The following is a 17,682-nucleotide window of genomic DNA, read 5'->3' as shown; positions in this document are numbered from 1 at the left end:
TGGGAGGCTCACCGGCTCGCCGGGCGACGGGAGTGCGGTGTGAGGCACGGCACTCGAAGGGTCGTCGGTTCGGCTGGTCCGGGGCGTTTGATCCCACCGGTCCACGGGATACCAGGGTATCAGTGACCCGACCCGGACGCCTTCCGGCCCGCTCGCGGCACCCCGAGGGCGTGCGCCCGGCGCACCTCGTGGCGCATCCGTCACACCGGTCGCACCACCGCCGGACCGGGCCACGGCCGCACTCCCCGACCGGGCCATGACGCCCCCTCCGAGCGGACCAGCCGGAACTGATCCGTCCGGACCATCCTGCCCGGCGCCCCTGCGATGCACGGCATTTCCGCCGAATTGTGGCGCCACACGAGGCTGCGCCCGCGTGCTTCGCCCCTTTCGTCCGTCGTAAGCTGCACGGACGCATCGCCGACAGCACGAGCACACGGAGGGCGTGGGAGCGTCAGGACACTCCCGGTCCCCGATGCGCGACCGGACCTCCCCGTAATCCAGCTTCTCCCCACCCACTCCAGGGGCTCGACCGAGCCCCGCGCGGACACTCCAGCAAGGCCCGCCACCACCCCTCGGCGGGCCGGACGTCCCGGGGTGAACCCTCCGGCCCCGCAGACCGCCCGCTCCCCTCGGATCGCCGATGCGTCGTGACCACATTGCGAACTGGAGATCCACGTGGCCGGCCGTATCGAGGACTACGCACTCATCGGGGACATGCAGACCGCTGCCCTGGTCAGCAGGGACGGGGCGGTGGACTGGCTCTGCCTTCCCCGCTTCGACTCGCCGGCCGTGTTCGCCGGCCTGCTCGGCACCGATGAACACGGCTTCTGGCGGATCGGCCCGGCCGAAGCCGTCGTGACCGCGGTCCCCGCCCACGCGGCCGCCCCGGCCGCGGCCACACCGCCGTTGGCCGCGAGCCGCCTCCGGATCGCCGACACCGCCGACCTGCGCGTCCCGCCGCCCACCGCCGCCGCCCCCGCCGTGCCCGCAGACCGCCGCCGCTACCGGGCCGACTCGCTGATCCTGGAGCAGGAGTGGGACTCCCAGGGCGGCACCGTCCGGGTGATCGACTTCATGCCGCCGCGCCCGCTGGCCGGCCGGGACGCCGTCCCCCAGGTGATCCGAATCGTCGAGGGCGTGGCCGGCACCGTCCGGATGCGCTCGGCGCTGCGGATGCGCTTCTCCTACGGCCGGATCGTCCCCTGGGTGCACCGGGTCGAGCAGGCCGACGGCGGCCACCGCACCGTCGCCGTCGCCGGGCCCGACTCGGTCTGGCTGGACGGCGAGGCCGAGACCTACGGCCGCAACCTCACCACCTACGCCGACTTCACCGTCACCGCCGGCGAGCGGATCACCTTCGCCCTCACCTGGCAGGCCTCCCACCTGGAGCCGCCGAAGGCCCCCGACGCCGAGGAGATGCTCGACGCCACCGCCGACTTCTGGCACGACTGGGCCGAGCAGTGCACCTACCAGGGCCCCTACCGCGAGGCCGTCATCCGCTCGCTGATCACCCTCAAGGGCCTCACCTACGCCCCCACCGGCGGCATCGTCGCCGCACCCACCACCTCGCTGCCCGAGGACATCGGCGGCGAGCGCAACTGGGACTACCGCTACACCTGGCTGCGCGACGCCGCGATCACCCTCTCCTCGCTGCTGCGCACCGGCTACCGGGACGAGGCCAAGGCCTGGCGCGAGTGGCTGCTCCGGGCGGTCGCCGGCGACCCGGAGAACCTGCAGATCATGTACGGCATCGCCGGCGAGCGCGAGCTCACCGAGTCCTCGCTGGACTGGCTGCCCGGCTACGAGGGCTCCCAGCCCGTCCGGGTCGGCAACGGCGCGGCCGGCCAGCTCCAGCTGGACGTGTACGGCGAGGTCGTCGAGGCCCTGCACCTGGCCCACATGACCGGCCTGGTCCGCAACGACCACGCCCACCACCTCCAGCTGCGCCTGATCGACTACCTGGAGGACCACTGGCAGGAGCCGGACGAGGGCATCTGGGAGGTCCGCGGCCCGCGCCGGCACTTCGTCCACTCCAAGGTGATGGCCTGGGTCGCCGTCGACCGGACGATCAAGCTGCTGGAGCAGACCCCCGAGGACGCCCCCTCCGACGGCCACCTGGAGCGCTGGCACGAGCTGCGAGACACCATCCACCGGGACGTCTGCGAGAAGGGCTACGACTCCGAGCGCAACACCTTCACCCAGTACTACGGCGGCCAGGAGCTCGACGCGTCGCTGCTGCTCATCCCCCAGGTCGGCTTCCTGCCGCCGGACGACAAGCGCGTCATCGGCACCATCGAGGCGATCCAGCGCGAGCTGTCCACCGAGGACGGCTTCGTGCTGCGCTACCCGACGCACGACGATACGAGCGGCAGCAACCAGAAGAACGTGGACGGCCTCTCCGGCCACGAGGGCGCCTTCCTGGCCTGCTCGTTCTGGCTGGCCGACGACCTCGCCATGATCGGCCGGGTGCAGGAGGCCCGCGAGCTGTTCGACAAGCTGCTCGCGCTGCGCAACGACCTCGGCCTGCTCGCCGAGGAGTGGGACCCGCGCGAGAAGCGCCAGGTCGGGAACTTCCCGCAGGCCTTCAGCCACGTCCCGCTGATCGACACCGCCCTGCGGCTGACCGCCTGCGGCGGCGCCTACCTGTCCGCCCAGCCCGACGGCCTCGCCGCCGACCGCGAGCAGGCGACGGTCTAGAGCCAGAGTCCCTAAGCGCGCTGCACCAGCTCGTCATAGGTGCTGAGCACCTGGGCGACGGTGGCGGCCTCGTCCGGCCAGGTCTCGGCCTGCTGGCGACCGGCCGCCACCAGCCGCTCCCGGCGGGCCGGGTCGGCCAGCAGCTCGCGCACGGCCCGGCCGATCGCGGCCGGGTCGCCGGAGGGCACCAGCACGGCCGCGTCGCCGACCAGTTCGGGGATCCCGCCGACGGCGGTGGCGACCACCGGCACGCCGGCCCGCATCGCCTCCTGGACCACCAGCGAGCGGGCCTCCCAGCGGCTGGAGACGACCACCACATCGGCGGCCGACAGCAGGTCGGGCACGTCGGTGCGGTAGCCGAGCAGCCGCACCGGCAGCTTCTCGGCGGCGATCCGCTCGCGCAGGGCGCCCATCTCGGGGCCGTCCCCGGCGAGCAGCAGCAGCGGCTCCGGGTCCAGCGCGGACAGCTCGCGGGTGGCGTCCAGCAGCAGCCCGAAGGCCTTCTGCGGGACGAGCCGGCCGACCGCCAGCACCAGCGGCCGGTCCGGGCCGTCGCCGAGCAGCGCGGCCCGCGCCGCGGCCCGGTCGAGCCGGCCCTCGGGCATCGGCGGGGCGGCCACCGGGCCGAGCCGGGCGTCGGTGGCGCCCAGCTCGCGGGCCCGGGCGACCAGGTCGGAGGAGGCGCCGAGGACGAGGTCGGCGGCGCGCGCCACCCGGCGCTCCATCAGCCGCTGGAGGCGCCGCTCCATGCCGGTGGCCAGCAGCGCGTGGTGCGAGGTGACCACCAGCGGCGTCTCCGGGCGCAGGCCCGGGAAGCGGCCGGCGGTGCGCAGCGCCAGGTCGGAGAGCAGCCCGGCGCGCAGCCCGTGGGCGTGCACGACGTCGGCGCCGGTGAAGGCCCGGCGCAGCTCGCCGATCGCGGTGGCGTCACTGCGGGCGCCCGCGGTGGGGGTGATGTCGACGGTGTGGAACCGCGCGCCGGTGCGGGAGAAGCCGAACAGCGCGTCCGTGCCGGCCGGCGCGCAGACCGTGACGCTCACCCCGTGTGCGACCAGGCCCTGTGCCAGGGAGCGCACATGCGCACCGATGCCGCCGGTACTGGCGGCCAGGACGAGCACCACGTGCAGCTGCCCCGGCTCGGGGGCGGCCGGGGTGACCCGGGCGGCGGAATGGTCCACGTCGTCTCGCATCCGACTCGATCAGGTTCGCGCGCCCCGCTGCGAGGGTTGCCCGCCGGCGGCGCTCGGGACTGGAAAGCCAGTGTCCAGCCGCCACCATGCCAGGTCGGCGGCCCTCTTGGACAGTCGGCGCCACGGGGCGCGTCGTCGTGCCGCGAGGGCCGCCGGCGTCGGCGCGGGGTCGGCTAGCGCTGGCGCGGGGCCCGGGCGGCGGCCAGCAGTTCCTCGGCGTGGGCGCGGCCCAGCTCGGAGTCCTCCAGACCGGCCAGCATCCGGGAGAGTTCGCGCACCCGCTCCTCGTCGTTCAGCACCTTGACGCCACTGCGGGTCACGGTGCCGTCGTTGGTCTTCTCCACCACCAGGTGCCGGTCCGCGAAGGCGGCGACCTGCGGGAGGTGGGTGACGACCACGACCTGGGCGGATTCGGCCAGTTTGGCCAGCCGGCGGCCGATCTCGACCGCGGCCTTGCCGCCGACGCCCGCGTCCACCTCGTCGAACAGGTAGGTGGGGACGGGGTCGGCGCCCGCGAAGACCACCTCGACGGCGAGCATCACCCGGGACAGCTCACCGCCGGAGGCGCCCTTGGCGATCGGGCGGGGCTGGGCGCCGGGGTGCGGGGCGAGCAGCACCTCGACCTCGTCCACGCCGTGCGGGCCGTAGGCGACGGTGCGGCCCTCGATCTCGATCCCGGCGAGGTCGTCGACCTGGCTGATCGAGAAGGTCACCCGGGCGTGCGGCATGGCCAGTTCGGCGAGCTCGGCGGAGACGGCCTCGGCGAAGCGCCCGGCGGCGGCCTGCCGGGCCGCCGACACCTCGGCCGCGAGCTCGGCCAACTCGGCCCGCAGCGCGGTCTCCCGGGCGCCGAGCCGGTCGATCCGGTCGTCGTCGCCGTCGAGTTCGGCGAGCCGGACGGCACCCTCCTCGGCCCAGGCGATCACCTCGGCGAGGGTGTTGTCCGGGCCGCCGTACTTGCGCAGCAGCTGGGCCAGCGCGGCCCGGCGGTCCTCGACGGCGGCGAGGCGCACCGGGTCGGCGTCCAGGTCGTCCGCGTAGCCGGCCAGGTCGCCGGCCACGTCGGCGAGCAGGTAGCCGACCTCGTTGAGCCGGTCGGCCAGGGCGGCGAGGCGCTCGTCGTGCTGGCGGACGGCGTCCAGGGCCCGGCGGGACTGGGCGAGCAGGGTGCCGGCGTCCAGCGCCTCCGGGTCGGCCGGGTCGCCGGCCAGGGCGGCGTGGGCGAGGGTGGCGGCGGAGGACAGTGCGTCGGCGTGGCCGAGGCGCTCGGCCTCGGCGGACAGCTCGACGTCCTCGCCGGCCACCGGCTCGGCGGCGGCGATCTCGTCCAGGCCGAAGCGAAGCAGGTCGGCCTCCTGGGCCCGCTCGCGGGCCCGGGTGGTGAGCTCCTCCAGGGTCGCCGACACCTCGCGCAGCGCCCGGTAGGTCTCCCGGTAACGGGCCAGCGGTTCGGCGACCGACTCGCCCGCGTACCGGTCCAGCGCGCCGCGCTGGCGGGCCGGGCGCAGCAGCCGCTGCTGGTCGGTCTGGCCGTGCACGGCGATCAGGTCCTCGCCGAGTTCGGCGAGCAGCCCGACCGGCACGGCCCGGCCGCCGACGTGCGCCCGGGAGCGCCCCTCGGCGGAGACGGTGCGGCTGATCAGCAGGGCGCCGTCGTCCAGTTCGGCCCCGGCCTCGATCGCGCGGGCCGCCGCTGGGGAGCCGGCGGGCAGGCCGAGCCGGCCCTCGACGACGGCGCGTCCGGTGCCGTTGCGCACCAGCCCCGGATCGGCCCGGCCGCCGAGCAGCAGGCCGAGGCTGGTCACCACCATGGTTTTGCCGGCGCCGGTCTCACCGGTCACGGCGGTGAAGCCGGGGGCCAGTTCGACCACCGCGTCGTCGATGACCCCAAGATCCCGTATCCGCATCTCGTCCAACACGGAGACGACCTTACGAGGTTCCACCCCCGGCGCGCGACGAGCGACAACGGCGAGCGGCAACTCCGCGCCCGGAAGTTCATCCCTTCCGGGAGGTTTGCCCGGCGATGGGGACGGTGCACCAGGGCAGGAAGAACTGCACCAGCGGGCCGATGGCCAGCGCATACGCGACGGTGCCGACCCCGGCGGTGCCGCCGAGCAGAATGCCGACGGCCAGCACAATCAGTTCGATGCCGGTGCGGAGAAGCCGAAGGGACCGTCCGGTCCGCCGGTGCAGGCCGGTCATCAGGCCATCGCGCGGGCCGGGGCCGAAGCAGGCGCCGATGTAGAGGTCGGTGGCCAGGCCGTTGAGCACGATCGCCGCGGCCATCAGCGCGATCCGGGCGGGCAGCGCGTCCACGCCGTCGTGGTGGCCAACGGGTGCTCCTGCGGGTAGTGCTGCACCCCGGGGCCGCCCCGGCGGTGGCGGACTCGATGGCCGCCCTGCCATGATGATCGGGCCAAAGAGGCCCACTCCAGGGCCAATCCCGAGCAAGTGGACTGATCTGCCATGGCCGACTGGCACACCGTCGTCACTCCCCCCGCGCTCGCCCGACTGCTCGCCACCGCCCGGCTGCCCGACCCGGCCACCGCCCGCCGGCCCGCCTACCGCACCCTCGCCGGGCAGATCCGGCTGCTGGTCACCGAGGGCCGCCTGCCGGTCGGCGCCCGGCTCCCCGCCGAGCGCGAACTCGCCACCGCCCTGGAACTGAGCCGCACCACCGTCGCGACCGCCTACGAGACCCTGCGCGCCGACGGCTATCTGCACAGCCGCCGCGGCTCCGGCAGCTGGACCGCCCTGCCCGAGGGCGCCCCGCCGCCCAGCGACGCCCTGCACCCCGTCCCGCCGGACGAGCACCGCACGCTCGACCTCGGCGTCGCCGCGCTGCCCGCCCCGCAGCCCTTCCTCGGCGAGGCCGCCGCCCGGGCCGTCGAGCAGCTGCCCCGCTACGCCGCCGGGCACGGCCACTACCCCACCGGCGTCCCCGTGCTCCGCGAGGCCGTCGCCCGCCGCTACACCGAGCGCGGGCTGCCGACCACCCCCGACCAGATCCTGATCACCACCGGCGCCATGGGCGGCCTCCACCTGCTCCAGCGGGTGCTGATCGGCCGCGGCGACCGGGTCGCCGTCGAGGCGCCCAGCTACGCCCACACCCTGCAGTCGCTGCGGCTCGCCGGCGCCCGGCTGGTGCCCGTCCCGTACACCTCCGACTCCCACCTGCAGCCGCGCTGGGACCTCGCCGAGTGGCGCCAGGTACTGCTCGGCGCCGCGCCCAAGGTCGCCTACGTGCTGCCGGACTTCCACAACCCGACCGGCGCACTGATCGGCGAGGAGCAGCGCCGCGAGCTGCTGGCCGCCGCCCGGAGCTCCGGCGCGATCGTGCTGGTCGACGAGACCACCGCCGAACTCGGCTGGGGCGTGCCGGAGTCGGCACCGCTGCCGCGCCCGATGGCCGCGCTGGACCGGTCCGCCCAGGTGGTCACCGTCGGCTCCGCGGGCAAGCTGCTCTGGGGCGGCCTGCGGATCGGCTGGGTGCGGGCCGCGCCCGCGCTGGTGCGCCGGCTGGCCTCCGAGCGGGTCTACAGCGACGTCGGCACCCCGGTGCTGGACCAGCTGATCGCCACCGAGCTGCTGGGCGAACCTCTCCCGGCCGTCCGGGCGCACCAGTTGGGCCGGCTGCGGTCGACCGCCGAGGCCTTCGCCGCCGCGCTGCCCGTCCACCTGCCGTCCTGGAGCTATGCGCCGCCGCCCGGCGGGCTCTCGCTCTGGGTGTCCACCGACGGGCTGTCCGGCGCGGCGCTCGCGCTGGCCGGGGAGCGCAGCGGGGTGCGGATCGCCTCGGGCAACCGGTTCGGCTCGGACGGCGCCTTCGAGCACCACATCCGGATCCCGCTCACCGTGCCCGCCGCGGCCGCCCCCGCCGCCGTCGAACGCCTCGCCGCCGTGGCCGCCCGAGCGGGCACCGGCGGACGGTACGGCGCGGCGGACGAGACCCAGCCGCTGGCGGTCTGACGAACCGTCAGTACTGCACGGCCTAGTGGTGCTTGTCGGCCCGTCCGCGCCAACCCGTCACCGGGAGCGCGAACTTGGCCACCAGCCGGTCGGTGAACGGCGCCCGGTGCAGCCGGGCCAGCCGCACCGGCGTCTGCCCCCGGCGCACCTCCACCCGTGCGCCGGCGGGCAGTTCGACCGAGCGCCGCCCGTCGCACCAGAGCACGCCGTGCGGGGTCTTCGGCTGCACCTCCACCGCCAGCACCGAGTCCGGCGAGGTCACCAGCGGGCGCGCGAACAGCGCGTGCGCGGAGATCGGCACCATCAGCAGCGCCTCCACCTCCGGCCACACCACCGGCCCGCCACCCGAGAACGCGTACGCCGTGGAGCCGGTCGGCGTCGCACAAACCACGCCGTCACAGCCGAAGTTGGAGACCGGACGGCCGTCCACCTCGGTCACCACCTCCAGCATCCGCTCCCGGGACGCCTTCTCGATCGAGGCCTCGTTCAACGCCCAGTCCTGGTGCACCACATCGCCGTTGGTGCGGACGATGACGTCGATCGTCATCCGCTCCTCGACCTCGTAGTCGGCCTTCACCACCCGCTCGACCACCACGGCGAGATCGTCCCGCTCCGCCTCCGCGAGGAAGCCCACCCGGCCCAGGTTGATCCCGAGCATCGGCAGCCCGTGCTCGCGCGCCAACTCCGCGCCGCGCAACAGCGTCCCGTCCCCGCCGGCGACCAGGATCAGCTCGCAGCCGTCCGCCGCCCCCGGCCCCCCGGCCACCTTCTCGGCCCCGTCCGGCAGGTCCAGGTCCACCGCCTCGGCGGCCAGCAGCCTGATCCGGATCCCCGCCTTCAGCAGCCCGTGCACCAGGCCCTCGACGCTGCGCAGCGCCGCCTCCCGGCCGGTGTGCGCGATCAGGAAGACCGTACGTTCTTCGTCGCTCATGCCGCTGCCCTCTCCCTACGCCTGCCGGGTCGCCCTCGGCCCGGTGCGGTCGCGTCACACAGCACTCGCACAGCATGACGGACCGGACGTCCGCAGAGCACCCTACCGGGGGCCCTCCGCGACGGCCCGGTCCGCCTCCGCCGGGTCCAGCTGCGGGGCGTCCCGGCGCAGCCAGAGGAAGTACTCGACGTTCCCGGACGGCCCCGGCAGGGGGCTCGCGGTGACGGCCCGCACGCCAAGCCCGAGCTTCCACGCCTGCCCGGCCACCTGGCGCACCATCTCGGCGCGCAGCTGCGGGCTGCGCACCACCCCGCCGCTGCCCAGGCGCTCCTTGCCGATCTCGAACTGCGGCTTGACCATCAGCACCAGGTCCGCGTCCTCGGCCGCGCACCCGGCCAGCGCCGGCAGCACCAGGCCCAGCGAGATGAACGACAGGTCGCCGACCACCAGGTCGACCGGCGTGCCGCCGATCAGCTCCGGGGTCAGCTCGCGGACGTTGGTGCGGTCCATCACCGTCACCCGCTCGTCGCTCTGCAGCGACCACGCGAGCTGCCCGTAGCCGACGTCCACCGCCAGCACGTGGGCCGCGCCGGCCCGCAGCAGCACGTCGGTGAAGCCACCCGTGGACGCGCCCGCGTCCAGCGCCCGGCGGCCCTCGACCACCAGGCCCTGCGGCACGAACGCGGCGAACGCCCCGGCCAGCTTGTGGCCGCCGCGCGAGACGTAGTCGGGGTCGTTCTCGTCCTTGGCCACCACGACCGCCGCCGAGGTCTCCACCTGGGTGGCCGGCTTGGTCGCGGTGGTGCCGCCGACGGTCACCCGGCCGGCCGCGATCAGCTCGGACGCGTGCTCGCGCGACCGGGCCAGCTTGCGGCGGACCAGCTCCGCGTCGAGACGGCGTCGTGCCACTGCCACTGGTGTTTCAGCTCCTACGGGTGCTACGGGGGGATGCTTCCGGCGCAGAGAGGTCCCTGCGTCATGCCCGGCTGCGTCATTCCTGGTCGAGCGCGGCCAGCGTGTCGGCGAACCGCTGGTGAACATCTTCGTACACCGCGACGTGCGCCTCGGCCGGCACCCCGTCCAGCGCCTCCAGCCGGGCCAGTCCGGCGTCGACGGCGGGGTGGCCGGTCGAGGTCAGCTCGACGCCGAGCGGTTCGGGCGCGGCGGTCACGGGGTCGTGGGGGTCGTCAGGCATCGGGCTTCTTCGTGCTGGTGGCCTTGCGGACGGTGGCCTTCTTCGTCGCGGTGCGCTTGGCGGGCACCTCGGCGGCGGCGGCCGTCTTCTTGGTGGTAGCCGTCTTCTTGGTGCTGGCGGTCTTCTTCACCGCGGTCCTGGCGGCCGTCTTCTTGGCAACGGTCTTCTCGGCCGCCGTCTTCTTGACGGCGGCCGTCTTGGCGGCAGCCTTCTTGGCGGTGCCGGTGCCCGCCGTGCTCGCCACCGACGTCTTCTTCGCGGGTGCCTTCTTCGCGGGCGTCCTGGCCGCCGACTTGGCGGGCGCCACCGGCGGGTCGACCTCGACCGGCTCGTCCACCTCCACGCGCTCCGCCACTATCGGCTCCCCCACCGTCCGGGCCGCCGGCGGCTCCTCCTGCTCCCAGCCGCGCCCGAACAGGTCGTCGGCCCGCGGCGCCGGCGCGGGCTCCTCGACCTCCTCGGCCGGCCCGGGCTGCGCCGCCGGGACGCCGCCCTCCTCGACCTCACGCAGCTTGCTCTCCAGGTAGGCCAGCACCACGCCGACCTTGGTCACCTGGTCGCCGACCTTCTCGAAGACCTTCTCCACCTCACCGCGCGCCGCCCCGACGGCCAGGTCCACCCCGGCCCGTCCGGCGGTGACCGCCTCCTCCGCGAGCGTCTGCAGCGTCTTCGCCGACGGCGGGAACTTCTCGCCCAGCCGGCGCTCCACCTCGGCGACGTCGACCCCGGTCCGTTCCAGGATCGTGGCCGCCGTCCCGACGACCCGCTTGCCGACCTCCTCCACCACCACGGCGGCGGCCTCCACCACTCCCCGCACCGTCCTCGGCAGCATCCGGGTGCCTCCTTAGCGCCTGCGCGCATCGCTCCGTCGCCGTCAGTGCCCGACCGGTTCCGGGCACCCCACTGACGACGCTACCGCCAAAACCCTCCTGCGGTACCGTGGCCCCGCACCGACGGCCGCCGCCCGGCCGCCGTCGACCGCCGGAAAGCCCGTACGAACAGCCGATACGAGAAGCCCGTACACCCGGGGAGGGGATCCACCTCCATGGCCAACGCCGAGGAGTGCCGCGAGGCGCTGGAACAGCTCAGCCGGAACATGGCGACGTCCACCGGCGACGTCCGAAAGGCCGCGGCCCTCGACCGCTCGCTCAGCTGCCGGATCACCGACCTCGACCTGACCTTCACCGGGCAGCTGCGCGACGGCCGGATCCAGGACGTCGTCACGGCGCCCGGCGCCCCCGCCGAGAAGGCGGCGATCCGGCTCACCATGGCCAGCGACGACCTGGTCGCCCTGGTCGGCGGCCGGCTCAGCTTCGCCTCCGCGTGGGCGACCGGCCGGGTCAGGCTGGAGGCGGGCATCCGCGACCTGCTGCGGCTGCGCACTCTGCTCTGACCCGGCCTGGGCCCGTGGCCCGTCGGGCTCAGAACCCCAGCTCGGCCAGCGCCTTCCGCCCGTCGGCCGGCTCGCCGTCCGCGTCCAGCGCCGTCCAGGCCGCCGCGCAGAGCGCCCGCAGGCCGTCCCAGCGATCCGCCCCGGCGCCGTCCAGCCGCAGCACGCCGTCCTCGGCCCGCGCCACCCAGCCGCCGCAGCGGAAGCCGCCGTCCGCGGCCGTCACCGCCGGGTGCGGCGTGAGCAGCCCGCGCAGGTCCGCCGCAAGGTACGTCGGCCGGTGTTCGGCCCGGGCTGCCAGCAGCTGCACCGGCGTGGTAACCCCGGTGAACACCAGCAGGCTGTCCACCCCGCCGTTGAACGCGCCCTCGATGTCGGTGTCCAGCCGGTCGCCGACCACCAGGGGCCGCTTCGCGCCGGTCCGCAGCACCGTCTCCCGGTGCATCGGCGGCAGCGGCTTGCCCGCGACCTCCGGCTCCACCCCGGTCGCCGCCCGCACCGCCGCCACCAGCGTCCCGTTGCCGGGCGCGATGCCGCGGGCCGTCGGCACGGTCAGGTCGGTGTTGGACGCCACCCACGGCAGCCCGCGCTGCACCGCGTACGAGGCCTCCGCCAGGTGCGCCCAGCCCACCGACGGGTCGTAGCCCTGGACCACCGCGAGCGGCTCCTCGGCCAGCGAGCGGACCGCGACCAGCCCACGCTCGGCCAGCGCCTCCTCCAGGCCCGGACCGCCGACGACCAGCACCTTCGCCCCGGCCGGCACCTTCTCGGCGACGACCCGAGCAGCCGCCTGCGCCGAGTTGATCACGTCGGCGGGCTCGGCCGGCACGCCCAGCTCGGTCAGGTGCTCGGCCACCACCCGGGGCGGGCGGGAGGCGTTGTTGGTCACGTACGCCAGCCGCATCCCGGCCATCCGGGCGGCCGCCAGCGCGTCCACGGCGTGCTCGATCGCGTGCGGGCCCGCGTACACCACGCCGTCGAGGTCCAGCAGCGCAGTGTCGTACGCCTCGGTGAGCGGGTGCTCACAGCCCCCGGGGGCGGTCCGTCGCACGGTGATGGCCGTCTTGGTCATGCCTGCTCTACCTCATTCACTGCGTTGTTGACTGCGTCGTTCACTGCACTGCTCGTTCACTGCACTGCTCGTTCACTGCACTGCGTCGTCACTGCACTCTGCGATTGGTACCGGCCCGTCACGCGTCGCCGTTGACGCCGTCGGCCTCGTCCGCCGGGGGCTCCAGGTGGCCGGGCGCCCCGGGCAGCAGCGGGCCGAACGCCCCGGCGCGGGCCGCCAGCGTCGCCCGGGTCTGCCGCAGCGCCGCCCGGTAGTGGTCGGTGTCCGGCCGCATCGCCACGGCCAGCGCCAAGTGCTCGGCGGACGCCTCGAAGTCGCCCAGCCGGGCCGCCGCGACGCCCCACCCGAACTGAGCGTAGTCGTCCGACGGATCGGCCAGCGCGACGGCCCGGAAGTTCTCCAGCGCGGCCGCGTACGAACCGGCGTCGAACTGCGCCCGCGCCAGCGTCTCCCGGATGCTGCGCGAGTGCGGCTCGGCCGCCGCCGCCCGCGCCAGCAACTGCTCGGCCGCCGCCGGGTTCCCCTGGGCCAGCAGCTTCCCGCCGCGGCGGAACCAGTCGTAGACGTCCCCGGCCGGATCGCCCGACCGTCCCTGCGCCGGCACACCGCCCGTGCCCGGGCCGCCCCCGCCCGTGGCGGCGCCAGGCCCGCCCGGCTCGGCCGGACCGCCGTCGTCCACCCGGTCCCACCTGTCGTTCATGCCGTACCTCGCCCTCGATCGCCCCTCGGTCGCCCACCCGCCCCAGATGTCGGCACAGGTGTTCCGATCTCTCAACAACGCGTACCCGATTACGATGCCCAGAATGAGCACCTCCAGTGCAGAAGACGGAGCCGAGACTCCGCAGGGCGGCCCCGGCGATCCCGGGCACGTCGCCACCGCAGGTCTTTCCCTGTCCCCGTTCCGCGGCCTGCGCTACGTCCCCGACCGGGTCGGCACCCTTGCCGCGGTCACCTCACCCCCGTACGACGTCGTCGACCCCGGCCGCCGGCTCGACCTGGAGACCGCCGACCCGCACAACGTGGTCCGGCTGATCCTGCCGCGCCCCGAGCCCGAGGACAGCGGGGACCGCCCGGACCGCGACACCCGGTACCGGCACGCCGCCCGGCTGCTGCGCGACTGGCAGCGCGAGGGCGTCCTGGCCGCCGACCCGGAGCCCGCGCTCTACGTCTACGAGCAGCGCGTCCCCGCCACCGCCGAGTCCCCCGAGCTGCTGCAGCGCGGCCTGATCGGCGCCCTCGCGGTCAGCGGCAGCGAGGCCGGCGTGGTGCTCCCGCACGAGGACGTGATGCCGCGGCCGGTCGCCGACCGGGTCGGCCTGATGCGCACCACCCGCGCCAACCTCGAACCGCTGCTGCTCACCTACCGGGGCAGCGGCGACGCGGCCGCCGTGATCGAACGCACCGTCCGGCGGGAGCCGCTGCTCGCCACCGCCACCAGCGACGGCACCGACCACCGCCTCTGGGCCGTCACCGACCCCGCCGACATCGCCGAGATCGGCCGCGACCTCGCCCGCTGCCGGGCCCTGATCGCCGACGGCCACCACCGCTGGGAGATGTACCTGCGGCTCCAGCGCGAGCACCGCCACCTCCCGCGCAGTCCGTGGGACCGCGGCATGGTGCTGCTCGTCGACACCGCCCGCTACCCGCTGCGGGTCCGGGCCATCCACCGGGTGCTGTACCGGCTGCCGGTGGCCGAGGCGCTGGAGCGGCTCGGCGACCGCTGGACGGTCAAGGAGGTCCCGGGCCCGCTCAACGCCGCGCTCCTGGCGCTCGCCGAGCAGAAACGACACGGCGGCAACGGCTTCGTGCTCACCGGCGGCGACGGCGTCTTCTGGCTCGTCGCCGAGCCCGAGGAGGCCCTGCTCGACGCCACCGTGCGGCACGACCGCCCCGAGGAGTGGCGCCGCCTCGACGCGACCGTCCTGCACGCCACCCTGCTCGACCGCACCTGGCACGTCCCCGACGGCCCGGACGACATCGGCTACCTGCACACCGCCGTCGCCGCCGAACGCGAGGCCGCCCGCACCGGCGGGACGGCCGTCCTGCTGCACCCGGTGCGGGAGAGCGTGGTGCGGCGGCTGGCCGAGCAGGGCGTCACCATGCCGCGCAAGTCCACCTCCTTCGGGCCGAAGCCGGCCACCGGGCTGGTGCTGCGCAACCTCGAACTGGGCTGAGCCGCCCCGGCTTTGCGGCGGTTCGTGCCGCAGTTGCGGTGCGTGACGCACTTCGCAACGCAGTGAGGCCCTGCCGCACTCCGGATCTCCCGGGGTGCGGCAGGGCCTCACTCGTTACTCGCCGTCTGGGGCTCGGCGCCTGGCGGCGTCAGCTCTTGTTGGCGTCGCTCTTGTCGGCATCGCTCTTGTTCGCATCGCCGGAACGCTCGGGCACCACGCCGTCGAAGTCCTCGTCGATTTCGAGGTCGTCCTCGTCGTAGAACTCCTCGACCTCCTCCTCGTCCTCGAAGATCACGCGGTCGTCGGCGATGTCGGCGCCACGCTTCTTCGGGGCCTCGGCCTGGTCGGCGGCGTCGTCCTCGTCCAGCTCGGGGTCGAGCGCGTCCACGAACTCCACGCCGTCGATCTCGGCCAGCCGCTCCGAGGCGTTGGTCGAGCCGTCGGTGTCGGCCTCGGCCGCCTTGGCGAACCACTCACGGGCCTCGTCGCCCCGGCCGGCCGCGATCAGCGCCTCGGCGTAGGCGTACCGCAGCCGCGCGGTCCACGGGTGCACGGCGCTGGAGGCCAGCTCCGGGCTCTGCAGGGTCACCACGGCCGCGTCGAACTGCTCCATGTCGGTGCGGGCACCGGCCGCGACCAGGCGCATCTCCACCTGGCCGGCCTTGTCCAGCTGCTTCACCTCGGGCTCGCCGGCCATCGCCAGCGCCCGCTCCGGGCGGCCCAGACCGCGCTCGCAGTCCGCCATCACCGGCCACAGGTCCGCCCGGCCGGTCATCCGGCGGGCGGCGCGGAACTCGGTCAGCGCCTCGGAGTAACGCTGGGTCATGTACGAGGCGAAACCGGCCGCCTCGCGGACCGCCGCCACGCGGGAGGCCAGGCGGAGCGCGACGCGCGAGTACTGGTACGCCTCCTCCGGCTCGCCGTCGAGCAGGCGGGCGACCATCACCAGGTTGCGGGCGACATCGTCGGCGAGCGTCTTGGGCAGGCTCTTGAGCTCCTGGCGCACGTCCGCGTCCAGCTCGAAGCCGGTGACGTCCTCCGGGATCGGCAGGCGCTTGACGGGCTCGTAGTTGCCACGGCGGTCGTCATAGTCCCGGCCGCCACGGTCGTCACGGCGGCCCTCGAAGCGACCACCGCGGTCGTCCCGGTCGCCGCCACGGTAACCGCCGCCACCCTGACGGTCGTCCCGGCGGAAGCCACCACGGTCGCCGCCGCGCTCGGGGCGGTCACCACGGTCGCGGTTGAAGCCGCCGGAGGGTCGGTCATCGCGACGGAAACCGCCACCGGCGGGGCGCTCGTCGCGACGGAAACCGCCACCCTGGCGGTCATCACGGTCACGGCCGTACCCACCCGACGGACGGTCGTCACGACGCGGACGGTCGTCACGGTCGTCACGACGGAAACCGCTCGGACGGTCATCCCGACGGAAACCGCCACCGGCGGGGCGGTCATCGCGACGGAAGCCACCGCCCTGGCGGTCGTCACGGTCGCGGTTGAAGCCACCCGACGGACGGTCGTCACGACGGAAACCGCCACCGGCGGGGCGCTCGTCGCGACGGAAGCCACCGCCCTGGCGGTCGTCACGGTCGCGGTTGAAGCCACCCGACGGACGGTCGTCACGACGGAAGCCACCACCGGCCGGACGGTCATCGCGACGGAAACCGCCACCCTGGCGGTCATCACGGTCACGGCCGTACCCACCCGACGGACGGTCGTCACGACGGAAGCCACCACCGGCGGGGCGCTCGTCGCGACGGAAACCGCCACCCTGGCGGTCATCACGGTCACGGCCGTACCCACCCGACGGACGGTCGTCACGACGCGGACGGTCGTCACGGTCGTCACGACGGAAACCGCTCGGACGGTCATCCCGACGGAAACCGCCACCAGCGGGGCGGTCGTCACGGCGGAAGCCACCGCCGGAGGGGCGGTCGTCGCGACGGAAACCGCCACCCTGGCGGTCGTCACGGTCGCGGTTGAAGCCACCCGACGGACGGTCGTCACGACGGAAGCCACCACCGGCCGGACGGTCGTCGCGACGGAAACCGCCGCCCTGGCGGTCATCACGGTCACGGTTGAAGCCACCCGACGGGCGGTCGTCACGGCGGAAGCCGCCACCGGAGGGGCGGTCATCGCGACGGAAACCGCCGCCCTGGCGGTCATCACGGTCACGGTTGAAACCGCCGGAGGGGCGGTCGTCGCGACGGTAGCCGCCACCGGCCGGACGGTCATCGCGACGGGAGCCGCCACGGTCGTCGCGGTTGTGGCCGTACCCGCCGGACGGACGGTCGTCACGACGCGGACGGTCGTCACGGTCGTCGCGACGGTGGCCACCGCCGCCCTGACGGTCGTCCCGGCGGGGGCCGCCACGGTCGTTGGACCAGCCCCCGCGGGACCGGGGCTCGTAGCCTCGGCCGTCGTCCGATCGACGCTCGGGACGGTCCTGGGGCTGGTTCGACATCGTGGTGACTCCTTCTGCTGCTTCAGCTCTGCCGCGGAGCGGGCCGATCGTCACGGCCCTCACGCGGCTCAGTGCCGGCCTCCTGGCCGCGCACCAACTCCATTGTCCGGCATCCGGGAACACTCCGCGTCTGGGCGGAGGCCCCGGCCTGCCGGCCGTACATGATCGCAAAACACAAAAAGGCCGCGGCCCCAGCGAATCGCTGGGGCCGCGGCCTTGAATAATTGTTCGGCGGCGTCCTACTCTCCCACAGGGTCCCCCCTGCAGTACCATCGGCGCTGTGAGGCTTAGCTTCCGGGTTCGGAATGTAACCGGGCGTTTCCCTCACGCTATGACCACCGAAACCCTATCGGGTATTCAGCGAAACACACTTTTCAGTTGATAAGTGTTTCTTGCCCTTTGGCGGAGCCAAATAATAGGCACTTCGCCGGCGATAGCTGTTCGCTACCCGGGAACCACACAGTGAACGCGAGCGTCTGAGGACAAGCCCTCGGCCTATTAGTACCGGTCAACTCCACCCCTCACAGGGCTTCCATATCCGGCCTATCAACCCAGTCGTCTACTGGGAGCCTTACCCTCTCAAGGAGGTGGGAGTGCTCATCT

Annotated in this window: 13 protein-coding genes, 2 rRNA genes and 2 pseudogenes; 4 read left to right on the top strand and 13 right to left on the bottom strand. The window is 74.3% G+C overall.

The window, feature by feature from the left end:
- Nucleotides 1-675: 675 nt before the first annotated feature.
- Entirely contained in the window at nt 676-2,697 is a 2,022-nt protein-coding gene (locus KV557_RS38040; protein ID WP_218206222.1) for a glycoside hydrolase family 15 protein, read from the top strand.
- An 11-nt stretch (nt 2,698-2,708) separates the two neighbouring features.
- Here the strand turns inward: KV557_RS38040 and KV557_RS38035 are convergent, their stop codons facing one another.
- The 3 genes and pseudogenes from KV557_RS38035 to KV557_RS38025 all read right to left on the bottom strand — a co-directional run.
- Complete coding sequence (locus KV557_RS38035) at nt 2,709-3,887, bottom strand: glycosyltransferase family 4 protein (protein ID WP_218206219.1); 1,179 nt, start codon at nt 3,885-3,887, stop codon at nt 2,709-2,711.
- A 173-nt stretch (nt 3,888-4,060) separates the two neighbouring features.
- Nucleotides 4,061-5,794 (bottom strand): DNA repair protein RecN, encoded by a 1,734-nt coding sequence (recN, locus tag KV557_RS38030; RefSeq protein WP_218206236.1) that lies wholly within the window; start codon nt 5,792-5,794, stop codon nt 4,061-4,063.
- Nucleotides 5,795-5,882: 88 nt separating this feature from the next.
- Nucleotides 5,883-6,203, bottom strand: a pseudogene (locus KV557_RS38025) (YczE/YyaS/YitT family protein); the annotation flags it as partial.
- 150 nt (nt 6,204-6,353) lie between these two features.
- Here KV557_RS38025 and yczR point away from each other — a divergent pair.
- Nucleotides 6,354-7,856, top strand: coding sequence for a MocR-like transcription factor YczR (gene yczR, locus KV557_RS38020; protein WP_218206218.1), 1,503 nt, complete (start codon nt 6,354-6,356; stop codon nt 7,854-7,856).
- Nucleotides 7,857-7,878: 22 nt separating this feature from the next.
- Here yczR and KV557_RS38015 read toward each other — a convergent pair whose 3' ends face one another.
- The 4 genes from KV557_RS38015 to KV557_RS38000 form a co-directional block, all read right to left on the bottom strand.
- Nucleotides 7,879-8,787, bottom strand: a complete 909-nt coding sequence (locus KV557_RS38015) for an NAD kinase (RefSeq protein WP_218206216.1) — start codon at nt 8,785-8,787, stop codon at nt 7,879-7,881.
- Nucleotides 8,788-8,889: 102 nt separating this feature from the next.
- Nucleotides 8,890-9,696 (bottom strand): TlyA family RNA methyltransferase, encoded by an 807-nt coding sequence (locus tag KV557_RS38010; protein ID WP_218206214.1) that lies wholly within the window; start codon nt 9,694-9,696, stop codon nt 8,890-8,892.
- A gap of 82 nt (nt 9,697-9,778) precedes the next feature.
- Nucleotides 9,779-9,982 carry a hypothetical protein gene (locus KV557_RS38005; protein ID WP_218206212.1) on the bottom strand — a complete coding sequence of 68 codons (204 nt, stop codon included), beginning with the start codon at nt 9,980-9,982 and terminating at the stop codon, nt 9,779-9,781.
- On the bottom strand, nt 9,975-10,814 hold the full coding sequence (locus KV557_RS38000; RefSeq protein WP_218206210.1) for a hypothetical protein: 840 nt from the start codon (nt 10,812-10,814) through the stop codon (nt 9,975-9,977). The genes KV557_RS38005 and KV557_RS38000 overlap by 8 nt, the downstream gene beginning before the upstream one ends.
- Before the next feature lie 213 nt (nt 10,815-11,027).
- On the opposite strand from KV557_RS38000, the gene KV557_RS37995 reads away from it, so the two are divergent.
- Nucleotides 11,028-11,375 carry an SCP2 sterol-binding domain-containing protein gene (locus tag KV557_RS37995; protein ID WP_218206209.1) on the top strand — a complete coding sequence of 116 codons (348 nt, stop codon included), beginning with the start codon at nt 11,028-11,030 and terminating at the stop codon, nt 11,373-11,375.
- Between the two features lie 28 nt (nt 11,376-11,403).
- Here KV557_RS37995 and KV557_RS37990 read toward each other — a convergent pair whose 3' ends face one another.
- Both KV557_RS37990 and KV557_RS37985 read right to left on the bottom strand, forming a co-directional pair.
- Complete coding sequence (locus KV557_RS37990) at nt 11,404-12,444, bottom strand: HAD-IIA family hydrolase (RefSeq protein ID WP_218206208.1); 1,041 nt, start codon at nt 12,442-12,444, stop codon at nt 11,404-11,406.
- Nucleotides 12,445-12,562: 118 nt separating this feature from the next.
- Nucleotides 12,563-13,144, bottom strand: coding sequence for a tetratricopeptide repeat protein (locus KV557_RS37985; RefSeq protein ID WP_218206206.1), 582 nt, complete (start codon nt 13,142-13,144; stop codon nt 12,563-12,565).
- A 103-nt stretch (nt 13,145-13,247) separates the two neighbouring features.
- On the opposite strand from KV557_RS37985, the gene KV557_RS37980 reads away from it, so the two are divergent.
- A complete protein-coding gene (locus KV557_RS37980; RefSeq protein ID WP_218206204.1) occupies nt 13,248-14,618 on the top strand; it encodes a DUF1015 family protein in 1,371 nt (456 codons plus the stop codon).
- Nucleotides 14,619-14,766: 148 nt separating this feature from the next.
- On the opposite strand, the gene KV557_RS37975 is transcribed toward KV557_RS37980, so the two are convergent.
- The 4 genes and pseudogenes from KV557_RS37975 to KV557_RS37960 form a co-directional block, all read right to left on the bottom strand.
- Nucleotides 14,767-15,624, bottom strand: a complete 858-nt coding sequence (locus KV557_RS37975) for a tetratricopeptide repeat protein (protein WP_218206202.1) — start codon at nt 15,622-15,624, stop codon at nt 14,767-14,769.
- A 402-nt stretch (nt 15,625-16,026) separates the two neighbouring features.
- Nucleotides 16,027-16,824, bottom strand: a pseudogene (locus tag KV557_RS45170) (hypothetical protein); the annotation flags it as partial.
- A 481-nt stretch (nt 16,825-17,305) separates the two neighbouring features.
- A 5S ribosomal RNA gene (gene rrf, locus KV557_RS37965) occupies nt 17,306-17,422 on the bottom strand.
- 135 nt (nt 17,423-17,557) lie between these two features.
- Nucleotides 17,558-17,682: ribosomal RNA gene (locus tag KV557_RS37960) — 23S ribosomal RNA — on the bottom strand; the annotation flags it as partial.

The organism is Kitasatospora aureofaciens, from assembly GCF_019192735.1.
In the GTDB taxonomy this organism is placed as follows: domain Bacteria; phylum Actinomycetota; class Actinomycetes; order Streptomycetales; family Streptomycetaceae; genus Kitasatospora; species Kitasatospora aureofaciens_A.
Note: the sequence above shows the minus strand (reverse complement) of the source record. Positions and strands in the feature narration are given on the sequence as shown.